This is a genomic window from Micromonospora sp. NPDC023633, from assembly GCF_040640035.1.
Classification (GTDB): Bacteria; Actinomycetota; Actinomycetes; order Mycobacteriales; family Micromonosporaceae; genus Micromonospora.
Window position 1 is genome coordinate 1 of record NZ_JBFABB010000127.1, and the last position, 18,965, is coordinate 18,965.

Genomic DNA, 18,965 nt, shown 5'->3' on the forward strand with positions numbered 1-18,965 from the left:
GGAACGCCTCGATCGCCGGGTGGTTGAGGTCAGCGAGCAACGAATCCATGAAGCGAGCTTCCATGGTCTCGGCCACCGTCTGTCACCCGGGTGAGGCGGGCACAACGCCCATCCGCTATTGCCGCGTACGGCGCTGCGCGGAGCGTGATGCCCTCGGATGCTGCAGTGCTCACCCGGCGTTCGGCCAGGTTCTAGGAACGGCGGGATAAGAGCCTGGTAAATGAGGGTTTCAGGTGTGTTGGTGGCGGGCGAGGCGGCGGGCCATGACGATGATCATGGCCCATTGGACCATCGCGGCGTGGTGGCCGGGTAGCCGTTCGTAGTCGCGGATGGTGCGTCGGCACCGGTTGATCCACGAGAAGGTGCGCTCGACCGCCCATCTGCGGTGTAGGACGACGAAGGTGGTCTGTCCGGCGAGTTTGGCGACGATCTGCACGGTCAGGGTGAGGTGGGTGGCGGCCCAGGTGGCGAGTTTGCCGGCGTAGCCGCTGTCGGTCCAGGTCAGCTGGATGGTGGGGAAGCATGCGTGTAGCGCCCACAGCAGGGGTCGGGCGCCGTCACGGTCTTGGACGTTGCCGCCGGTGACCAGGACCGCGAGGAGCAGTCCGCAGGTGTCCACGGCGATGTGCCGTTTGCGGCCGTTGACCTTCTTCCCCGCGTCGTAGCCGCGGCTGGGGCGGCCGACGGTCTCCGCGGCGCGTACCGACTGGGAGTCGACCAGCGCGGCCGCCGGTTGCCGGTTACGTTCCTCGATCTGCTCACGTACCTGTTCTCGCAGGCTGTTGTGCATGCGGTGCAGCGTTCCGTCGGCGGTCCAGGTCTTGAGTAGTGGTAGGCGAGCTTGTGGTGGGGAAAGTCGGCCGGTAGCGCGTCCCACTGGCAGCCGGTGCGGTCGAGGTAGCGGATGGCGTCCACGATGTCGCGGCGTGGGTAGATGATCGGCGGGCCACGTCCGGTGCCGGCCGGGACGTACGGGCGAGGACGGCCCATTCGGCGTCGCTGGTGTCGGACGGGTAGTGCCGTGGCCGGGCGGTGGGCAGGTGAGCATCGAGGGTGGCCGGGGTGGTGGATGCGGCGACACCGGCGACAAGGTATACAGACAGGGTTGGGCCTTCGGTCGTGCTGGTTTGTCGCCTTTGCTCGTACCGGAGGCCCTTCCCTGATGTCACGCAGCCACGCCGACGCCGTCACGGTTGTCGATCTGCACCGACCCCGCCGGCCTCCCGAAACCCTTATTTACCAGGCTCTTACTCCCAGAACTCATTAGGACGGGCGCGGACCCGCGGTCCGCCACGCTCACCGAGGTGGGCGTCTGCGGATTTTCGCCGACCCGGCGTCCGGCAGATCGCTGCCCGCAGGTGACACAGGATTACACGGCCAAGTGGATTCCAGCCGGCGTGTTTGACGACACCGCGCTGGTGAAGGTCCGGTCACCGGCGAATCTTCCGGGGCGTGATCATGAGGGTCAGGCCGTCGAGTAGGCGTTCGAGGCCGAAGGCGAACAGTGACTCGAGATCGAGCTCCGTGCCCGGTTCCGTGATCTGGGCGATCAGCGGCCCGTCGATGGGGAGCCGGGTTTTGATCCACTGCTCGCTCGTCATCCCCGTGTCCAGCTCAGCACCAGCCTCGCTCTCGATGTTCACCGCCGTCCCTCGCACGTAGTTGACCATCGTGGCGTAGACGTGAAGCCGTGTGCGCGGGTCCAGGTCGAGGCCGTCAAGCGCGCGCAGGGTCCACAGTGCGTACGCCAGCAGGCCCGGCAGCGTGGCCGGCCGGGTGATGGACACGAGCCGCGGCAGCCAGCGATGGCGTTGGTAGGTCGCCCACTGCAGCTGAGCGGCCACCCGCAGGTGGGAACGCCATCCCGGCGGCGGCTCCGGATACTTGATCTCGGCGAATGCGGCGTCGGCAATCAATTGGGTGAGCTCGGCCTTGGCGTCGAGATACCGGTAGAGGGTCATGGTGGCGACCCCGAGCTTGGCCGCCACCGCCCGCATGGACAGGGCGGCCAAGCCGTCGGCGTCGGCGATCTCCATTGCCACGCGGACGACTCGGTCGCGTTCGAGACCGCCGGCCGAACGCGAGGGCAGTCTCCGGCGAGCGACCACGGCGCCGACCCGAGGCACGGACTCGATGGCGTCTGCCTGCTTGAGGGCGGCCAGCGCCTTGGTGGCCGTCGCCATTGCCACGCCCCACTCGCCCATGATCGCCCTGGTGGTGGGGATGGGATCGCCGGGCCGCAGCTCTCCATCGGCGATGCGCTGCTCGATGTCGGCGGCGATCTGGAGATACGGCGGTTGGAGATCGTTCACGACGTCATGCTGCCATGCCTCAGCGGTCAGGCAGCCAGTTGCCGTGCAGGCCGAGCGGCACCGGAACCGGGAGGTGGACGCGCGCGACGGGCTCGCCCGTGAAGTCCTGGGCCGCAAGGATCACCAGGTCACTGGCGTTGCGAAGAGGATTGTGCACGTACGTGAGTAGGTACCCCTCGTCCTCCCCATGCCCCGCGGCGGCGAACACGGCCTCCCCGACCGCCTCGTCATTCCCGAACCCGTGTACCTCGGTTGTTCCCCGTTCCAGGTCATGCTTGACCAGGGCGTTGGTGAAGGCGTCGTCCGATGGCGAGCCCTCGGGTGTGAACGGGATTCCGTACAGGGCGGTTGCGGCCGAGTAACCGTATCGGTATGGGCGGGTTGTACGCGTCTCGTTCACGCGCGGGAAGTCCTGCGGCCGGTCGTCGATGTGCCGCTGGTGGATCGCCTCCGACGTGATCGTCCAACGGTCCAGTGTGGGCCGGATCGCCCCAGGGTCGGCGGGATCGAACGGCCCCTGGGCCGTGACCAGGTCGACCACGACCGAGTCCCCGTCGTCGTAGGCGTTGAGCGTGTGGCTGACATGGATCGGGTCGATGTCCAGCCAGCGCACGTCACCTCCGGTCCGCGGCATGACGCCCACCCGCGTCGGGTGCTCCGCCAACCACCGGCAGTCAAACCCGTCGAAGCCCAGCGGCGTGTCCCACAACACCACGTGGTTCTCGGTGAGGGCGAAGTCGTGCATGAATGGCGTTCGCGTCATGGGGATGGTGGTGGTCTGGACGACGCTTCCCTCGGCGTCGGTCACGATGTACTGGACGACGTCGTGACCCGGCATGTACGACAGCGAATGGAGCCCGCCGGTGAGCGGGTCGTGCTTGGAGTGCGCTCCCGCCGTGAACCCTTCCGCGGTCCCTCCCAGGGCACAAACGCCCACGGTGTTCAGCTCCTCGTCCAGCTCGGCGGGTGGCAGGCCACCCTCCGCCATGGCGAAGGTTCGCTGGGCATGCTCGATCACGTGCACCATGGGCGCGAAGCCCGGGATCCGCACGAAGCGATTGCGGTACCACTCGGCCCGGCCTTCACGCAGCCGCACCCCGTGCACCATGCCCTGGCCCATACCCCAGATGTGCACAACGGGATCTTCCACGCCCAGCGGGTTGGGCCCGTTGCGTAGGTAGCGGCCGTTGAGCTCGGCCGGGATCCGCCCGGTAACCGGGAGATCATATGCGGTGACCTCTTCAGTGACGGACGCGAAACGCCTTTCCAGATACCTCATGTGGACACCGTACGAAGGAAGACGCCTGAGCCCTCGCCTGTAAGGGGAAATGCCACGCTGTGCACTAGTGCAAAAGCATTAACCCTCTGGAATAAGCCCTCGCGGCATCGCAGTCCGGCTACCCGGCAGATCTAACGCCGACCGCTCGTGCCGATGACAGTGCAGTGCCGACCGTCAGAAGCTGACGACCTCATGCTGGTGTCGGGCCGATCTGATTGCGCCGGGGTCGGCCGCCGCTGCGCGCGGGGTGTCGATCGGGATCCGTGGGCGCTACCGCAGTTGGTTGCGGCGGCGTGTCAGGTAGGCGGTCTCGGCGGTGTTGCCTGCCAACTCGATGGCCTTGTCGTATGCCGCGCGCGACTGCTGACTTTGGCCCAGCCTGCGCAGAAGTTCGGCGCGGGTGGCGTGGTAGGGGTGGTAGCCGGACAGCTTGTCCTCAAGACGGTCGACGGCCGCCAGTGCCACGTCCGGGCCGTCGAGTTCGGCTACTGCGATTGCCCGGTTGAGGGCGATGACCGGGGAGGGGTCGAGGCGGATGAGTTGGTCGTAGAGGGCGAGGACCTGCGACCAGTCGGTGTCGCGCATATCGCGGGCGGAGGTGTGCACGGCGTTGATCGCGGCGAAGATCTGGTAGCGACCCGGAGCCACCCCGGCGGCGGCAGCGGCGAGACGCCCGCGCACCAGCCGATGCCCCTCGGCGATCAGCGCGGCGTCCCAGGCCCCACGGTCCTGCTCGGCCAGGGAAACCAGTTCGCCGCTGGCCGAGACCCGGGCGGTGCGGCGGGCCTCGGTGAGCAGCATCAGCGCCAGCAGCCCGGCCACCTCACCGTCGTCAGGCATGAGGGCACGGATCAGGCGGGTGAGCCGGATCGCCTCGGCGGTCAGGTCGTGACGTAGGGGATCGGTGTCGGGGCCGGTGGCCAGGTAGCCCTCGTTGAACACCAGGAACAGGACGGCAAGCACGCCAGACACGCGTGCCGGGAGATCCTCCACGGACGGCACCCGATACGGGATGCGGGCCGCCTTGATCTTGGCCTTCGCGCGGGTGATCCGCCGCTCCATGGCGGTCTCCTGCACCAGGTAGGCACGGGCGATCTCGGGCACGGTCAGACCGCCGACCATGCGCAGCGTCAGCGCTACGCGGGTCTGCATCGCCAGCGCCGGGTGACAGCAGGTGAAGATCAGCCGGAGTTGATCGTCGTCGATGGTGCCGACAGGCTCGGGCGGGTGTGGTCGACGCCACGTACTTGGGCTGTGTGTTCAACGCCCGCATGACGGGCTCCCAGCCAGGGACATCCTGAACCGTCAGGGACCCCCACGAGCCGGCGAACAGCTCGTAGGTCCGCCGGCCGAGCAGGAACGCATCGGCGCGCTGGTAGGTCTGGTTGATGAACGCCTAGGTCTCGTTGTCACCCTTCCCCCGGGCCCATCCGCCGCGCTCGAATCCGTTCCTGCGGTCCTCATCCGACGCGTGGCCGTTTCCCTGCACCACTCCATCGATGGTGACCTGGGTCATGGTCGTCAGCTTCATGTCTGCGGCTCCTTACCTTGGCGCCGCCCCTCGTGGGCGGCCTCACCCCTGCTACGAACACCACCGCCCCGATCCGACACCGCCTCCCGGGCTTTTCCAAAAACTTTCCGCTACGGCGTCGTCAGCGATCCGACAGCACGACAGTTTCGCGGCGACCGCGCTCCACCTCCTCAAGCGCGCCCAGCGCGGACAGGCTCTTGGACCAGATTGATCGCGAAGACCCTGACCAGTACGTCCGCACATGCCGCTCTCCGGCATCCGGATCTGCCGCGACCCGTGCGCTACGCAGCGTCATGCGGGGAAGGGCAGGCGGCGCCCGGACTGGCCGATGAGTGGACGTGTTTCGGCTCGTCTATCAGGCGCCGCGCCGTGGAATCACCGATTGTTGGTTGCCAGACAGTGGGCGGTGGGGTCGGTCAGTCGGTCTAGTTCGGTGCCGGCGAGCCGGCGTACCATCGGGTCGGGGTCGCTGGCATACCGGTGGAGGATGTCCGGGGCTGCGTCAGGCGCGAGATGTCGCGCCGCAACCGCGACCCGCTGACGGACGTCGGGGGCCGGGTCGGTTGCGAGCTCAACCAGGAGTTTCCGCCAGTGCGTTGGCCTGCCACCGGCGCTGACTAATCCATGGATGGTGGCCGCCCGTACCGCTGCCTGGTCGTCTCGCGCCAGCGCCGTGAGCTGCGGTGCCACGCGGGGATCGGAATCGACCGCCTTCGCGAGCGCTTCGGCGGCCTCGACCCGCAGCTCCAGGTCTTCGTCAGCTGCGAGCGCGAGCAGGGCGTCGACTGCGGCCGGCCCGCCGACCGAGCCGAGGGCGTTGCGGGCGTTCTCGCGGACGTGCGAATCGGGGTCGTTGAGTAGCCGCAGCAGGGCCGGGGTCGCCTCGCGGTTGCCGAGGCGCCCGAGTGCGTACGCGACCATGGACCGTACCCGCGGCGCCAGGTCAGCGGCGAGGGCAGCGAGCGGCATCACCGCGTCAGCCCTGCCGCTGTAGCCAAGTCTGCTAATCGCCGACACTCGTACCTGTTCGTCCAGGTCGCGCAGCGCCTCGACGAGCACTTCGAAGGCTCGATCGTCAGCGGCTGAGTCAGGAATCGAGCCGATCGCCACGGATCTGATTTTCGGGTCGGCATCGGTCGCCGCACCGGCCAGCAGTTCGACGTCCTGCGCTTCGGCCACGAACCCGAGTGCCCACAGCCCCTCGCGGCGCAGCTCGAGCGCGTCACCGGTGACCAACTCAAGTACTGCGCGCCGGGCGGCCGGCCGGTTCCCGTGCAGCAGGTCGATGATTTCGGTCTGCAAGCTGTCCTGGTCGTCCCCGAGTTCGCGGGCCGAGGCGCGCAGCAGCGCCGGGACCGCCGCCACGCCCTGGATGCCGGCCAAGACGCCAGCAATCAGGTCGCGACCGTAGAAGTTCCCTTCGTCGAGGAACCGGTCGAGTGCCTCGGCTAGCCGGGGCACCAACGTGATGTCCCCGCAAGCCTCCAACTCTCTGAGAGCCGGTGCGATGGCGTCGTAATCGTCCTCAAGCTCCACGGCGTGCCGGACCACGGCTTCCAAGGCCCCACGGCTGTCGATCACCCGGTCACCATGCCACACCCGATGGTGGAACAGCGCACGGAACCGGCAAGATCAACCCGCTCGTCCGCCCCCGGGCAGACGCGGAGTCGCGCCGATGTGCGGAGGCAGGATCCTCATACTGGGGCGCATGGCACGGGATGCTTCGTCGGTTGACGCCGTTCGGCGCTTCGCCGCCGCCCTACACGAGACGCGTGGTCGACTACTCGCCGACTTGTTTCCCGTCGCAGACATCGCGGGTCTTCTGGCAGCGGTCCGCTCGCGGCGGGAGTTGCCGCGGGAGGGCCTTACCAGCAGCGGGATCGAGTACACCGTCCACGGCGCGGGGTGCCGGATAATCAGCTCCGATGGCAGGGAGACCGACGTCGACCTGGTCACCGATCCCGTGCTCGGGCGCGAGGTTGAAGCATTCGACGCCTGGCGAATTCGCTGGTTCCTCAACGAAGCCGCCGATGACGGCTACAGCCATGAGGACATCGTCGCGGCCTGCACCCACCTTGCCAGCGAGGGTCAGTTACGCGAGGTGGTTGAAGGTCGCTGGTTCGCGCTGCCTGACGCTCCGGGCGGCCCAGGCTGGTCACCCACGCGCGGCAACCCACCGCTGTTCGTCTTGAAGCAGTGAACCTCGCAAGTGTCGGGATCTGCCGCGAGTCGCGCGCTACGCAACGTCACGATGCTCGGTCGTCCGGCCGTGCCGATGTCAGTGCTCAGCGTGCATGGTCCACGTCCGTCCCTGGCGGCACCTTGGCGTCAGTACGCCGACGAGTCGTGGGTGGGTTGGTCGCCCCGTGGAATGGTCTTGCGGGCTGCTTCTGAGCAGGTGCTCGTTAGCCGCTGCCGGTGCTCAGTGGTCAGCGCCGGGCCGGTGGGCGGCGGCGATTCGACCACCGTCGAGCGTGACCGTTGTCGGTGGTACGCCCAGGCCTGGCCACTCCACCGTAAGCTGCAGCGAGTGCGCGGGTGGTCGCGGCCACAGCCACGCCCGATGGTCGGCGACCACGAAGTCCCCCATGACGGTGGCGCCGTGCCAGTAGCCCACGAGAGTCGGCCCGTCGGGTCGCTGGCTGTCGGTATCCCTGGCCTTCGCCGAGATCACCGGTGGCTGGCCCGGCCAGGCGACGCTCAGCCGGAGCGCATCGGGATGGAGTGGGCGGCGAACGGAGTGTCCGGGGAAGCCGAACCCGTGCTGTGCTACATCGCTGAACCTCTTCCATCCGGGCAGGTCCAGATCTGACCGCCGCGCATGGACGTTGAGGAGAATCAGGCACCCCGTCCGGTACACGGTCACCGCGGTCACGGTCAAGTCGAGACGGGCCGAGCGAAGGACGGCCTGGTCTACCGGCACTTGTACGCCGGGCTCGTCTGGCCACCGTACCCAGTCAGGGATGGACCACCGTGCTGGTGAGGTACGAAGTTCTACAGTGAATGAGATTGAGCTACCTCGCCGAGCTTCCTCGTGTCGGTGGTAGGCCCCGACCCGGTCGGTGGCCTTGTGCACGACGGCGTGCGGAACGCCTGGGATCCTTTCGGCAGGCCAGACCACGATCAGGTGTTCCTCGACCGGCTCGTCGTCCTCGCCCTTGGGGTCGTCTCGGGCGTCGTCGCGTCCGCGCGCGTGCAGCCGAAGCCAGTAGGCACCCCCACCGGATGCGATGTCAACGGTGGCGGCAGGGCCCGACATGAGGGTCCGGATGGCCAGCCTCGCGCTGGGCAGCTCGAAACTCACGTCCACGACTTCGTCCCAGGATTCCGGGTCGAGGGCCGGTGGGACATCATGCGCCTCGACCGTGAGCCGAACCGGGCCGTACGCAGTGCCGGTGTACACGACGGCCGCGTCGCCCGTCGGGCCGATGAGTCCGGTACCTCCGGTGGTGAACTCACGGCTGATATCGGCGTCGTGGTCGGCCACAAGATACTGGCTGTGGTCAGCATCGACGGCGGTACGCAGGCGGTTGAGCAGCATGCCGGACCATAGCAGCTACCGCCCGCTCACAGGACCCAGTGCCCGGCACCCACCGCCTGCGTTCGCCGGCACCTCGTGCCGTTGTGGTGATCAACAACGGAATGCGCGGGTCATGACCCTGCGTGGAGAATCAACGCACCAATTTGCCGCCGACCGCGCGTCACGGCTCGCAGCCGCTGTCCAAGGGTGGCGGCGCGCGGTCGTGCCGATGACAGCACATTGGGATCTGGTCGGAGTTCATGAGTGGCGGCGGGCTTAGCGTGGTTCAGTGCTCGTCCTGGATCCACGCGCACACCGCGGCCCGCTCCGTTTCCGACAACTCCATCCGGGCGTTGACCGTTAGCCGCAGCACGTTACCGGCGAACTCCGAGGCGAGGTTCGCCGCGTCGTGTCGGGCTTCCCGCCAGTCGACCCCGCTGTACTTCAGGCCGATAAGCACGAAGTGGATCGCGCTCCTCGTGACCGTGTGTCCCCGCCGGCCGCACGCCTCACGGATCACCTCCTCCGCCTGCGCCTGTGGTAAGGCGGGGTTGGCGCGGCCCTCTTCGGCGATCGACCGGAACAGTGCCTGGTAGGCGTCTGTGCCGATCAGCGGTGCTCCGACGACCCGGCTCACTCGTTCGGCGATCTCCGGCGCGCTCGCGGGCTGGACCAGCTCATGCCTGGCCGGGTCGAGCAGCCAGCCGGGGTGGCGCGGCTCCAGCAGCAGGGTGTCGCTCTGGATTGCCGCGACGAATTGCTTGAACCCGCCCGCCCCGGCCCAGTTTGTCGTCGCCTCCCGTCCCACGGTCTTGCGGACGTAGTGTGCTGCGGAGGCGAGGTCGACCGGTGTCGTCGACTGTGCCACAAGCTGCCGCACCGCCGCCTCGAGGCGGTTCCGCACGTTGTTGCTGTCGCGGTCGGTCGGCGCAGCAGCGGTCGCGCGTGGCTGCGGCACGGGGGTGCGGACCTGGTCCACTCCGGCTTGCGACGGGCTCAGGCCCAAGGCTTCCTCGATGAACATGATGTCCGGAATCGCGAAGTCGCACACCGACTGCAGCGCGGCGGCGGTCGGCCCGCTCACCAGCATCGCCGAGGTCCTGTCGTGCTCCCGCAGCCGCATGAACACCGGGGTGAAGTCTGCGTCGGTCGACAGGACGACGAAGTCGTCGAATCGGGTCGGGTGGGTCAGGGTGTCGAGGATGTCGAGCACCATGTGGATGTCGGCACTGTTCTTGCCCATGCTCGTCAGCGACGGGCAGTCCACGACCCGGAACCCGGCTCGAGTGAAGTATGAACGGAACTTGCCGGAATGGCTCGGCTCCAGGTAGCAGATCCGACGTAGCAGCACCCGCGGGACTTCGTCGTCGTCGACCCGGAATGGGCCGAGATCCTGCTCCATCCACCGCACCCAACGGCCAGGGTCAGTGGCGAACGCCGTAGCCGCGTCGGGGCTCGAGTTGCGCAAACCGATGTACACGTTCTCGAAGTCGACGAATAGCGCCGCACGGCGATACGAAGCGAGCTGGGCTTCGGCCATGGCGCTACCTCCGGGAACGTGGACTGATCGACCATAGACGGCCGAGGACGTGCCCGGCGTCGACCGTTCGACCCCCAGTTCCGTGCCGCCAGGACGAGTGTCGAGGACCAGCGGGTAGAAAAAGGCCGCTGTGCCTACTTGGTATCCCACCAGTCCCACCACTGCTCCGGCGCTTGCTCGAAGGCAGCAACGGAAGGCGCCTTGTGTCGGGCAGTGCTGCCGTCGATGCCGGGGGCGCAGGAGCGGAACGGCCCGTCGGGGCCGAGCAGCACCGGCAGGTGGTGGTCCAGTTCGCGCAGCCAGCCGAGCATGCCGGTCATCTCCAGCCGGGCGTGTTCCCAGCCGTACCACAAGGCGGTCAGCCTGGTCACGGCTTCGTCGTGGCGCCACCACTGCTCGCACCAGTGCCACCGCACCAGCCCAACCTCGCCGACCGGTCGGGGAAATCCCGGCAGGAGGTAGTCGCGGACCCACTCCTCGACGGTCGCGTACACCGGTGGCTGCCCCTCCCCGCCGCTGGCCGCGCGGTCGGCGACAACCTGCTGAAGTTCGGCGACCTGCCTGGTCAACAGCGCCACCTGGGCTGCGAGGTCCTCTGTCGTCCCGTCCACCTCGCCAAAAGGACTTGAGGTTTCCACGCTGGTCATCGCGTCACCGCCCGGACCCGCTCCGGTACCACGGTCGCCGGCCGCTTGGCGGCCACGAGAGGGTCCACCTTCCCGCCGACGACCAGCGGGGCGAACGTACTGCCGAGGCGGCGCTGCTGGGCCACGGCTTCGTCGCGGCTGGCCGATCCGAAATGCCCCGTGGCCACAACGAGCCCCTCGGTATGCTCGTCGGCTGCGGTGCGCGGGTGATCCGGCGTCCCTGCGACGGCGCGGGCCTGCGCCCGCTCCTCGTCCGCGCGTGCCAGCAGGTCGCGATCGGCGGCGTTGGCGACCACCGGCGTCAGTGCGCCTGCCTTGCGGGCCTGACTCACGTACTGGCGTGCCAGTCCGAGGCTGTCCGCCGCTGGCGCTCGGCCGCTGGCGCGCAGGTCACGCTGTAGCCGGTCCAGCGCCTCGGGGCTGACGTCGGCGAGCAGCCGTCCTGCTTCAGCGCGTACGGCGGCGTCCAGGTCGTTGAGCGCCTTCCCACCGGCGGGTAGCGCCTTGCCGTTTGCGCCGGCGCGCAGCTTCGGGCCCTCGGGGCCACTGTGCGGTCGCGCTGCTCTGCCGCTGGCGCCGGCCCTCGTCGATTCGCTCTCCCAGACCTCGTGGGCTGCGGCGCGGGCGGCGTCGGGGGCGGACTTTCCGGCCGCTCGCTGCCGGTCGTACGCGGTCCGCCACTGCGGGTGCAGGTCGCCCAGGCGGTCCAGGGCGAGCCCCGCGAGCTTCTGCGCGACGGGGTCGCCGGCGGCGGCGTGCACCGTGGCGGTACGCCATACCTGGGCCGCATCGGTGAGGGTTGCGTCCTTCAGCCACGAGCCGTCGACTCGGCGGGCGAGTCGCTCCCGGTCGGCGCGGACGGCGTCGCCGAGCCGGTCGGCCTCGCGGCTGGCCGCCTCGGCGGCCCGCTCCCGGCCGGCGGCGCGTTCCTCCTCGGCGGCCTTGCGCTGGATGCCCACCGCAGCGAAGCGGGCGACGGCTTCGCTGAGGGTGGAGACGACGCTGAAGAATTGCATCGCCTTCTGTCTGGCCTCGTCGACCGGGTCTTCGTGCTGCGGTTGCATCATGCTGGGCTCCTTCCGTTACCGGGCCCGCGGTGCGCGGCGGGCATTGTCCACTGTTGGGCTGGGTGTTGCCGTCACGGTGAGCGGCGTCGTTACCGGCGGCTGCCAGCCGGTGGCGAGGGTCCGGAGTTGCCGGGCTGCGTCCCGGGCTGCCTGCGCTTGGTGCAGCCGCTGCTGGGCGGTGCGGAGGTGCTCTAGCGCGTCGGCGAGCCGGGCCATGTCGAGCACCAGCGCCATCGCGGCGACCGAATCCTCGTCTCCAGCGATGCGGCCCATGAGCGCTACCAGCCGTGACATCGCTCTCAGTTCGTACGAGCGGGACGTCGTGCGCGCGGTCCGTGCGTACATGTCGCGTGCGGCGCGGTCGAACACCTCCGCCGCCCGGTGCAGGGATCCACGCAGGCTGCCTTCCCTCGCGTACGCCAGGCTGGTGAGCACGTCGGCTGCGGCGGTAGCGACGGCTTGGGCGGCCGCGGGATCCTCACGGGCGCTGCGGCGGATCTCTTCAGCCGCGATCTGGGTGACGCCGGCGGCGTCGCGTAAGGCTTGGACGCGGGCCGTGACCCCACCTCCCGACGGTAGGCCGACGGCCGGCGGCGAGTCGCCCCACCGGCGGCGCAGCTTCGGCAGGGTCAGGTCCGGGGCGAGGCGCCCACCGGAGAACCACACCGGTTGCCCGTCACCGGTGCCCGCGCCAGGCAGGGCGACGGCGTAGCCGGTTTATCAGTACGTCGAAGCACGCATGGATGATCTGGGGCTCGACGTCGAAGCAGTCCTGGGGTCGATGCCGAGGATCTCCGATGGCCGGCTGGGCTACTCGCTGGCCCGAAAACCGCTGATCCGCAAGGGCAACCGCACAGCCCCGCACGGCATCGTCAGCCTAACGATCGCCGGGTTCGCCCACCTGCCTGCTCATGCTGGCGTCGTGGACATGTTCCTCGCCGTGCTCAACGAGCTGAGTGACCGTCGCGCCAAGGCCGCATACGACCCGCGCCACGTGATCGAGGTGACCCTGTCCGGCCCTGAAGTGCTGAGCGACCTCGGTCTTCAGGACAAGCCGTTGATCCGGCTGTTGCCCGGGATCCTACAAGGCGAGCCGTCGACTTGGCTGAGCACCGGCGGCGTCCGCAACGAGGTCTGGAAGCCCACACCATTCGTGCGTCGCTTCCGCAACGTATCGTCGGTCGACGAGTACCTACACCGTCTGCGAGCCTGGCTCGAGCCTGCCGCCCAGCCCGCTGCAGTCCTCACCTCCCCGCTGAGCCTCGTAGCGGCGCTCGACTATCTCGACGTCGTGTGGCGGCTACGCTTCGGCGCCGGGCTCTTGGTCGTGCCGAGCGCTGAACGGGCAGCCCGGCTTGCCTTCGACGCGACGACCGCCGAGGAGCTCGACAACCGGCTCAGCGCCCTCGGCGAGATGTTCAAGGGATTCGACGTCCCCGGCGATCAGCAGCAAGGAACCCTGCGGCGCCTCCGCTCCTTCCTCTCCGGCCACCTCACGGCTGAGGCGATGGTCCGCGTCGAGTCGGCTCTGACCACACTGCAGAACGTGACTCATATTCGCAACGCCGGTCAGCACATGGATGCAGCGCTCGCGGCGGCCGACGCCTTGCGGTCGTTCGGGCTGACCTACCCCATCAGCGACATCCGTGAGGCCTGGCAAAGCGTGCAGGCGCACGTGGTGTCGGCGCTGGGTGCTCTGAGGGAGGAAATTCAGGCAACTCTGCCGACACCCAGCGCCCGCCGATCTCCAGCAGGCCGCCAGCGCCGCCACACCTCTAGCAACTCCGGGTAAGGGGTGCTGCCCGGCCCTTAGCCTGACGATGACCGACCGCGCATTTACGAGTCGGCACCATAGCGCTGGTCCGCCGCCTGGCGCTCGCGCCGGCAGGGCTCATGGCCTGGTTCGTGCATTTCCGCTGGAAGTAAGAGCCCCGGCCTCCCGACCTCCAACGCGATCTCCGGCACGGCTTCTGACCTGCTGAAACGCCTTCCGTCGGTTTCCGGCGTCTTCCGCCGTTACTCGTGCTCGGTTGTGCCGGATCTGTGCCCGGCCCTGAACGATGGATCGCCGGCGCGGCCCTCGCTGAGAGCCCGGTCGCAGGCCGTGAGCGTTGGCCCAGCGTCCGTCCGCCTGTGCGACCTCGGGCACCGCCGCCCGCCCTCGATCGCTGCCTATCCTTCCTTCGTCGTTACTCAGGGCAGCGACGTCATGACCATCGTTGGTATGTTCGCGGGCATGAGTCGGGGGCGGAAGCCGGGCGGTCGCAGCAGCCGCCGGCCACGGTCGGCAGAGGAGCGCGCCGAAGCGATGGCGGCCTACGAACAGTCGGTAGACAGGCTCCAGCACTCGGCGTACCGGAACCTGCGGCAGACCATCGCCAACGCGGCCATCTTCTTCGCTGTGGTCGCCACCTACATGATCGTTATCGGCGAGGTCACTCCCGCGAGGCTGCCATGGTACGCGGCCTCGATCATCGGCGGGGCGCTCGGGCTGAGCACCTACGCCGTGCGGAACCCACGGCCCCGCCTCTACCTGCTCGCTGCCGCTGTCACCCTCGCGGTCGTCGGCCTGGCCGGCGCCTTCATCGTCGAATAGGCATCGGAATGACACTGGTCGTCGAGCCCAACGCGGTAGCAGGTTTCGCGCGGCAGGTCGACCGCGCAGCCGGGGACGTGTGGGATATCCGCAGCTACTTCAACCGCCACGCCGAAGCCGGAACCGGGGGCGAAGAGTTCAGCATCGCCAAAGCAGGACACGAACACGCCGTCGAGGTCATCAATGCCACCCTCAACCGGCTCGCCTGCCTCCTGGAGGCATCTGCCCCCGAACTACAAGCAGCCGCCGGCTACTACCGCACCACCGACCTCGCCGCCGCCAACCGCCTCGACCGCACACTGCCCGTGGCAGTCGACCGCTGCATCACCCCACTGGAACTTGAGCTGGCGAACAACCCCTGCGCCCCAGCGAACTTCGTCGACCCTCGCGACGTCCACGGACACCTGACCCCGCCTGGCGAGCCGGACAACCCGTCCAACGCCCTGGGGTGGATGGACTACCTGAGCCCGTCGTCCTGGGCCAACAGCGCCTTCGACATCGTCTTCGGGTTCAACCCCATCGAGAAGATCCAACACCGCGTCTTCGGCGACTGGGAATCCCTCGCCGCCATGGCACCCGTCATCAGCAACGTCGGCGGCGCGCTGCACGACCTGGCGTACAACGTCCAGTCCGGCGCCACCACCCTGCACCCTCAATGGCAGGGTGTCGCCGGCGACGGAGCCTTTCGCTACTTCACCACCACCGCCAACGCCGTCTCCAACCTCCGGGGCCCCCTCGGCCGCATCAGCAAGGCTTACCAGGAGATGGCCGACGCCGTCTGGTCCGCCGGCGAAGCCCTCGGAGGCGTCGTCAAAAGCATGCTGGACGCCGCCATCATCGCCGGCATCAGCGCCGCCGCAGGAACCGTCACCGCCAAAACCGGCGTCGGCGCAGTCGTCGGCTACGGCCTCGCCGCCGCCGAAGTCGGCAACATGCTCCGACTCTGGGGCCAAGCCACCAAACTCTGCCAACAACTCACCGCCGCCGTCCTCGCCTTCCGCGCCACCCTCAACCGTGAACTCAGCGACCTCGACACCGTCGCCCTTCCCGCGCTCCCCGACGGCGGCCGTTACGACCACCCCCTCGCCGGAGCGAAGGCCTAGCCTCATGGATGACATCGACGACATCGCCGGCGGCGACGAGCACCGAGCAGGTGCGCTACGAACGGCCCTCGACCAGCTCCGCCACAGCCCCAACCCCGTGCTTCGCGAGATGGCTGCCGCCGTCCAGAACGGGGAGCTTGGCCTCCGGGAGGCCGTCGCAAGCAACACCTACGGCAACGAACTCGCCCAACCCTTCCGCACCTTCTGGCAGACCTACCAGGAGATGGCGCCCGACGAGCGCGATCGCCTCACCGAGCACGACCAGAACTGACCTTGGCATTACGAGCCAGCTGCTGGCACCTGCTCCCGTGGTTGCTTGCCGCGCGCCACCTGGCGTCCGGGCTCGCGATCGTTCGCCCTTGCCCGTCAGCTTGGCTGCTCCTCGGCAGTTGGGCGGGCTCAGAGCCCCGGCGCACCTTCCAGCGGCAACAGCGCCCGACGCCTGCTCACACGGCGTCTCGGTCTGCCACGGCTGCTCGCTGGTTCGCAACATTTCACGATGTCTTGTGCCCCTGTGTGCCCCGGCCGCCAGGCCGTCTCCTGGGCGACAGTGGTCGAGGCTGGTCCGCCTACAGTCGGCTGGTGGAATTCGGGACCTTCGCTGGCTTCGGCCTGCTGCTATGTGCGGGATTTGCCTGTGTCTTCCTCATCGCCGCTGTTGGGCTGCTCGCGGCCTGGTGGAAGCCCAAGGACTGACGGGGCCAACCTCAGCTTGGGAAGCGGATGGATCTGGACGGCCCGTTCACCGCCCACCGCTCAAACTCGACCTTGGGTTCCTACAGGCGTCAGGCAGGAGCCCGTGGTGGCCCATGTTGACCGCTACTGCGGGCACGGATCGGGCACGTGCCGACGCGACAGCTGTCACTCGTCCCACCACACACGCAGCAGGTACGTGGCACCCGCGCGCCGAAGACGCTGGGCCAGAAACTCGTCGAGCTTGCCTACCTGTGCCCGCAAGTCACGTCGCGCTCGAACGGGAAGCATCAGAATCGCCTGTTCAAGACTCCGTCGGCCAAAGTCTGGGGGACCGCAGCAGTCGCAGTCTGGGTACCCGAAGAAGTCGCCCTCGTCCCCGACGAGATCGGCTTGCTCGAGTCGATTCACCGGCCCTTTGGCGACCCGGCGCCACCGCGCGTAAGCGTTCTCGACATCCTTCGGATACAGGCGCTGCCGCTCCAAGCGGGCGATCGCAGCTGTCGTTCCACGAGAAAGACCAGGGATCCGGGAGGTGTTCTTGCCCGCCCACCAGCTCGACAACTGACGCTGGCGTAGGGTACTCGGCCGTCTACGCGGCATGACTCCTTCGGTTGGACATGCCGCTCATGGTGATCGTTTTCCGCGGACTCCGCAAGTCCGAAGAGGCGACGCGCAAGTGGCGACCCCTCGCTTGTAAGTTCTGGGCGCTCCGTCCGGCGGAGTCCGTCCGCGTCCGCGACCTCGGACGGCTGTCTGCGTCCGGCCGGCGGCGGCTGCCCTCCTCTCGGCACGTTGCTGTCACTGCTGCTGTCAGCGACCTCCGCGCGAGAGCGATCAAATCCGGCGTCGAGGTTCCTTCCCGGGAGCGTCGCCGTACGGGAGCGAGACGCCCAAGGCTCGCCAGAGGTCGTAGAGCACCCGCCCGAGCCTTTCGCTGTCGTCACTCGACAACTGAGCGATGGGCATGCCGGCGGCCTGGTGCTCGCCGATGTTGTAGATCAGGTCCGCGAGCGACGTGGCTGTCCGTCGGTCAAGGCGAAGAACAACTTCCTCAGGCATGTCCCGCACCCTACGGCTATCTGACAGCCCAGCCACGGTCCCGACGGCCCGTCCACGGCCCGAAGTCGGTGAGTTGAAGCGGAACTTAGGCCGCCTCGCCCGTGATCTGCGGAGACCTGGTTGGCGCGCTGTTCAGGCCCACTCCTGGGCTCACGTCGTCGATGGCTGGTTGCCGACGTCTCACAGTGTCTTGTGCCCCGTGTGTGCCCCGGCGGACTCCTTGCCCCCAGGCAACCAGCACGACTCAGTGACCTGCTGCATCAATGACACGCGAGCTGGGCAGACTGTCCTCCCATGTCCAAGCTCGTCCGTCGACGTTCGTCCCGATCGTCACCCAGATAGTCACCCACCGCTCGTGGTCGGCCCGATCGATAGTCTCCCCCACATGCCTGACGCCAGCATCGAGACTCAGCAGACGTACGACGTGATCGCCTCGACGTACACCCGAGTCAACTCGGCCGTCGACTCCCGGCTCTTGGAAGACATCGCCTTGCTGACCGCGCGCCTGTCACCAGGAGCCACGGTGGCCGATGTCGGTTGCGGTCCCGGGCGTGAGATTGCGCTACTTCAAGAGCATGGCTTGCGGGTAATCGGCTTGGACCTGTCCTTCGGCCAACTACGAACCGGAGGCCAACCCGGCGTGGCCCAGGCCGATATGCGGCGACTTCCGCTGCAGTCAGACTCGGTTGACGCGATCTGGTGTCAGGCAGCGCTGTTGCATGTTCCTCACCGAGAAGTACCCGCAGTCCTAGACCAGTTTGCCCGTACTCTCCGCCTTGGCGGTCAGCTCTACCTGAACGTGACCGAAGGCGACGGTGAGGGCTGGGAGATCGCATCCAATTATGGCTCCGACCGTCGACGCTGGTTCACCTTTCATCAGCTCTCGGGTTTGACCGGCCTACTCACCGCCGCCGGCTTCGAGGTCCACCACGTGACTCGAACCCAGGCCAGCAGAACCTGGCTTGCCGTCCACGCTCACCGAGTGAACACCAGCACGCTTTCTTGACCCTTACCTCGGACACGCATCAGGCACGCCCACAGACTGCGCGTTGTTGCCATCCCGATGCTCCTATGGAGGTCAAGGGGTGAGGGCGGCGAAGTCTGCGCGTAGGGCGGTGTAGACGTCGCGGACGATGTAGCGCTTGAGGCAGCGGAGGATCTCTTGCTTGCTGAGGCCTTCGGTGATGCGTCGTTGCTGGTAGGCGCGGGTGCGTTGGTCGTAGCGCAGGCGGCAGAGAGCGATGGTGTGTAGGGCGTGGTTGGCGCCGCGGTCGCCTCCCCGGTGCAGGCGGTGGCGGCGCACTCGTCCGGAGCTGGCGGGGATGGGTGCTGCTCCGCAGAGGTGGGCCAGGGCTGCTTCGGAGCGCAGCCGGTCGGGGTTGTCGCCGGCGGTGGTGAGTAGCTGAGCGGCGACGTCGGTGCCGACGCCGAACAGGGCGCTGGTGCGTGGTGCGGCCTGGCGGACCAGCGGTGCCAGCTGCCGGTCGAGAGTGGTGATCTCCTCGGTGAGTGCGACGACCCGTCGGGCGAGTCCGGCCAGTGCGGCTGCGGTGGCGTGTTCCGGGTCGTTGAGCTTGGTCGGGTCGATGGTGAGGGCGGTGCAGCGTGTGACCAG

General features: G+C 68.1%; 18 protein-coding genes and 2 pseudogenes. 6 read left to right on the forward strand and 14 right to left on the reverse strand.

The features are described 5' to 3' along the window. Positions 1-229 precede the first annotated feature (229 nt). From AB0G13_RS28565 to AB0G13_RS28595, 7 genes and pseudogenes are all read right to left on the reverse strand, one after another. Positions 230-877, reverse strand: coding sequence for an IS5 family transposase (locus tag AB0G13_RS28565; RefSeq protein WP_357880676.1), 648 nt, complete (start codon positions 875-877; stop codon positions 230-232). Further along, positions 835-990: pseudogene (locus AB0G13_RS28570) on the reverse strand (transposase); the annotation flags it as partial. The pseudogene AB0G13_RS28570 and the gene AB0G13_RS28565, both read right to left, overlap by 43 nt. Positions 991-1,430: 440 nt before the next feature. Beyond that, positions 1,431-2,312, reverse strand: coding sequence for a GntR family transcriptional regulator (locus tag AB0G13_RS28575; RefSeq protein WP_357880680.1), 882 nt, complete (start codon positions 2,310-2,312; stop codon positions 1,431-1,433). A 19-nt stretch (positions 2,313-2,331) separates the two neighbouring features. Next, positions 2,332-3,591 carry a carotenoid oxygenase family protein gene (locus tag AB0G13_RS28580; protein WP_357880683.1) on the reverse strand — a complete coding sequence of 420 codons (1,260 nt, stop codon included), beginning with the start codon at positions 3,589-3,591 and terminating at the stop codon, positions 2,332-2,334. Between the two features lie 270 nt (positions 3,592-3,861). Next, positions 3,862-4,815: pseudogene (locus tag AB0G13_RS28585) on the reverse strand (DUF6596 domain-containing protein); the annotation flags it as partial. Between the two features lie 172 nt (positions 4,816-4,987). After that, positions 4,988-5,122: a hypothetical protein gene (locus tag AB0G13_RS28590; RefSeq protein WP_357880686.1), complete on the reverse strand. Its 135-nt coding sequence runs from the start codon at positions 5,120-5,122 to the stop codon at positions 4,988-4,990. A 375-nt stretch (positions 5,123-5,497) separates the two neighbouring features. Next, the gene (locus tag AB0G13_RS28595; RefSeq protein ID WP_357880689.1) at positions 5,498-6,703 is read right to left on the reverse strand and encodes a HEAT repeat domain-containing protein; all 1,206 of its coding nucleotides are present in this window, start codon (positions 6,701-6,703) and stop codon (positions 5,498-5,500) included. A 127-nt stretch (positions 6,704-6,830) separates the two neighbouring features. On the opposite strand from AB0G13_RS28595, the gene AB0G13_RS28600 reads away from it, so the two are divergent. Next, on the forward strand, positions 6,831-7,322 hold the full coding sequence (locus tag AB0G13_RS28600) for a hypothetical protein (protein ID WP_357880692.1): 492 nt from the start codon (positions 6,831-6,833) through the stop codon (positions 7,320-7,322). Positions 7,323-7,544: 222 nt separating this feature from the next. On the opposite strand, the gene AB0G13_RS28605 is transcribed toward AB0G13_RS28600, so the two are convergent. The 5 genes from AB0G13_RS28605 to AB0G13_RS28625 all read right to left on the reverse strand — a co-directional run bounded on the left by AB0G13_RS28605 (position 7,545) and on the right by AB0G13_RS28625 (position 12,562). Further along, positions 7,545-8,663 carry a hypothetical protein gene (locus tag AB0G13_RS28605; RefSeq protein ID WP_357880695.1) on the reverse strand — a complete coding sequence of 373 codons (1,119 nt, stop codon included), beginning with the start codon at positions 8,661-8,663 and terminating at the stop codon, positions 7,545-7,547. A gap of 265 nt (positions 8,664-8,928) precedes the next feature. Next, on the reverse strand, positions 8,929-10,182 hold the full coding sequence (locus AB0G13_RS28610; protein ID WP_357880698.1) for an NYN domain-containing protein: 1,254 nt from the start codon (positions 10,180-10,182) through the stop codon (positions 8,929-8,931). Positions 10,183-10,316: 134 nt separating this feature from the next. After that, positions 10,317-10,829 (reverse strand): DUF4913 domain-containing protein, encoded by a 513-nt coding sequence (locus AB0G13_RS28615; protein WP_357880701.1) that lies wholly within the window; start codon positions 10,827-10,829, stop codon positions 10,317-10,319. After that, positions 10,826-11,896 carry a hypothetical protein gene (locus AB0G13_RS28620; protein ID WP_357880704.1) on the reverse strand — a complete coding sequence of 357 codons (1,071 nt, stop codon included), beginning with the start codon at positions 11,894-11,896 and terminating at the stop codon, positions 10,826-10,828. Before AB0G13_RS28620 ends, AB0G13_RS28615 begins: the two co-directional genes overlap by 4 nt. A gap of 15 nt (positions 11,897-11,911) precedes the next feature. Then, positions 11,912-12,562, reverse strand: coding sequence for a hypothetical protein (locus tag AB0G13_RS28625; RefSeq protein WP_357880707.1), 651 nt, complete (start codon positions 12,560-12,562; stop codon positions 11,912-11,914). Between the two features lie 73 nt (positions 12,563-12,635). Here AB0G13_RS28625 and AB0G13_RS28630 point away from each other — a divergent pair, with 73 nt between their 5' ends. The 4 genes from AB0G13_RS28630 to AB0G13_RS28645 all read left to right on the forward strand — a co-directional run bounded on the left by AB0G13_RS28630 (position 12,636) and on the right by AB0G13_RS28645 (position 15,866). Continuing rightward, positions 12,636-13,688 carry a hypothetical protein gene (locus tag AB0G13_RS28630; RefSeq protein WP_357880710.1) on the forward strand — a complete coding sequence of 351 codons (1,053 nt, stop codon included), beginning with the start codon at positions 12,636-12,638 and terminating at the stop codon, positions 13,686-13,688. Positions 13,689-14,204: 516 nt separating this feature from the next. Next, entirely contained in the window at positions 14,205-14,492 is a 288-nt protein-coding gene (locus AB0G13_RS28635; RefSeq protein ID WP_357880713.1) for a hypothetical protein, read from the forward strand. An 8-nt stretch (positions 14,493-14,500) separates the two neighbouring features. Beyond that, positions 14,501-15,595, forward strand: coding sequence for a hypothetical protein (locus AB0G13_RS28640; RefSeq protein WP_357880716.1), 1,095 nt, complete (start codon positions 14,501-14,503; stop codon positions 15,593-15,595). A gap of 4 nt (positions 15,596-15,599) precedes the next feature. Continuing rightward, positions 15,600-15,866, forward strand: a complete 267-nt coding sequence (locus AB0G13_RS28645) for a hypothetical protein (protein WP_357880719.1) — start codon at positions 15,600-15,602, stop codon at positions 15,864-15,866. A 1,259-nt stretch (positions 15,867-17,125) separates the two neighbouring features. On the opposite strand, the gene AB0G13_RS28650 is transcribed toward AB0G13_RS28645, so the two are convergent. Beyond that, entirely contained in the window at positions 17,126-17,350 is a 225-nt protein-coding gene (locus AB0G13_RS28650) for a hypothetical protein (RefSeq protein ID WP_357880722.1), read from the reverse strand. A 385-nt stretch (positions 17,351-17,735) separates the two neighbouring features. Between AB0G13_RS28650 and AB0G13_RS28655 the strand changes: the two genes are divergently transcribed. Further along, positions 17,736-18,356, forward strand: coding sequence for a class I SAM-dependent methyltransferase (locus tag AB0G13_RS28655; protein ID WP_357880725.1), 621 nt, complete (start codon positions 17,736-17,738; stop codon positions 18,354-18,356). Positions 18,357-18,428: 72 nt separating this feature from the next. Here AB0G13_RS28655 and AB0G13_RS28660 read toward each other — a convergent pair. Then, positions 18,429-18,965: IS110 family transposase (locus tag AB0G13_RS28660; protein ID WP_357880728.1), on the reverse strand; the 537-nt coding region annotated here is incomplete at its 5' end.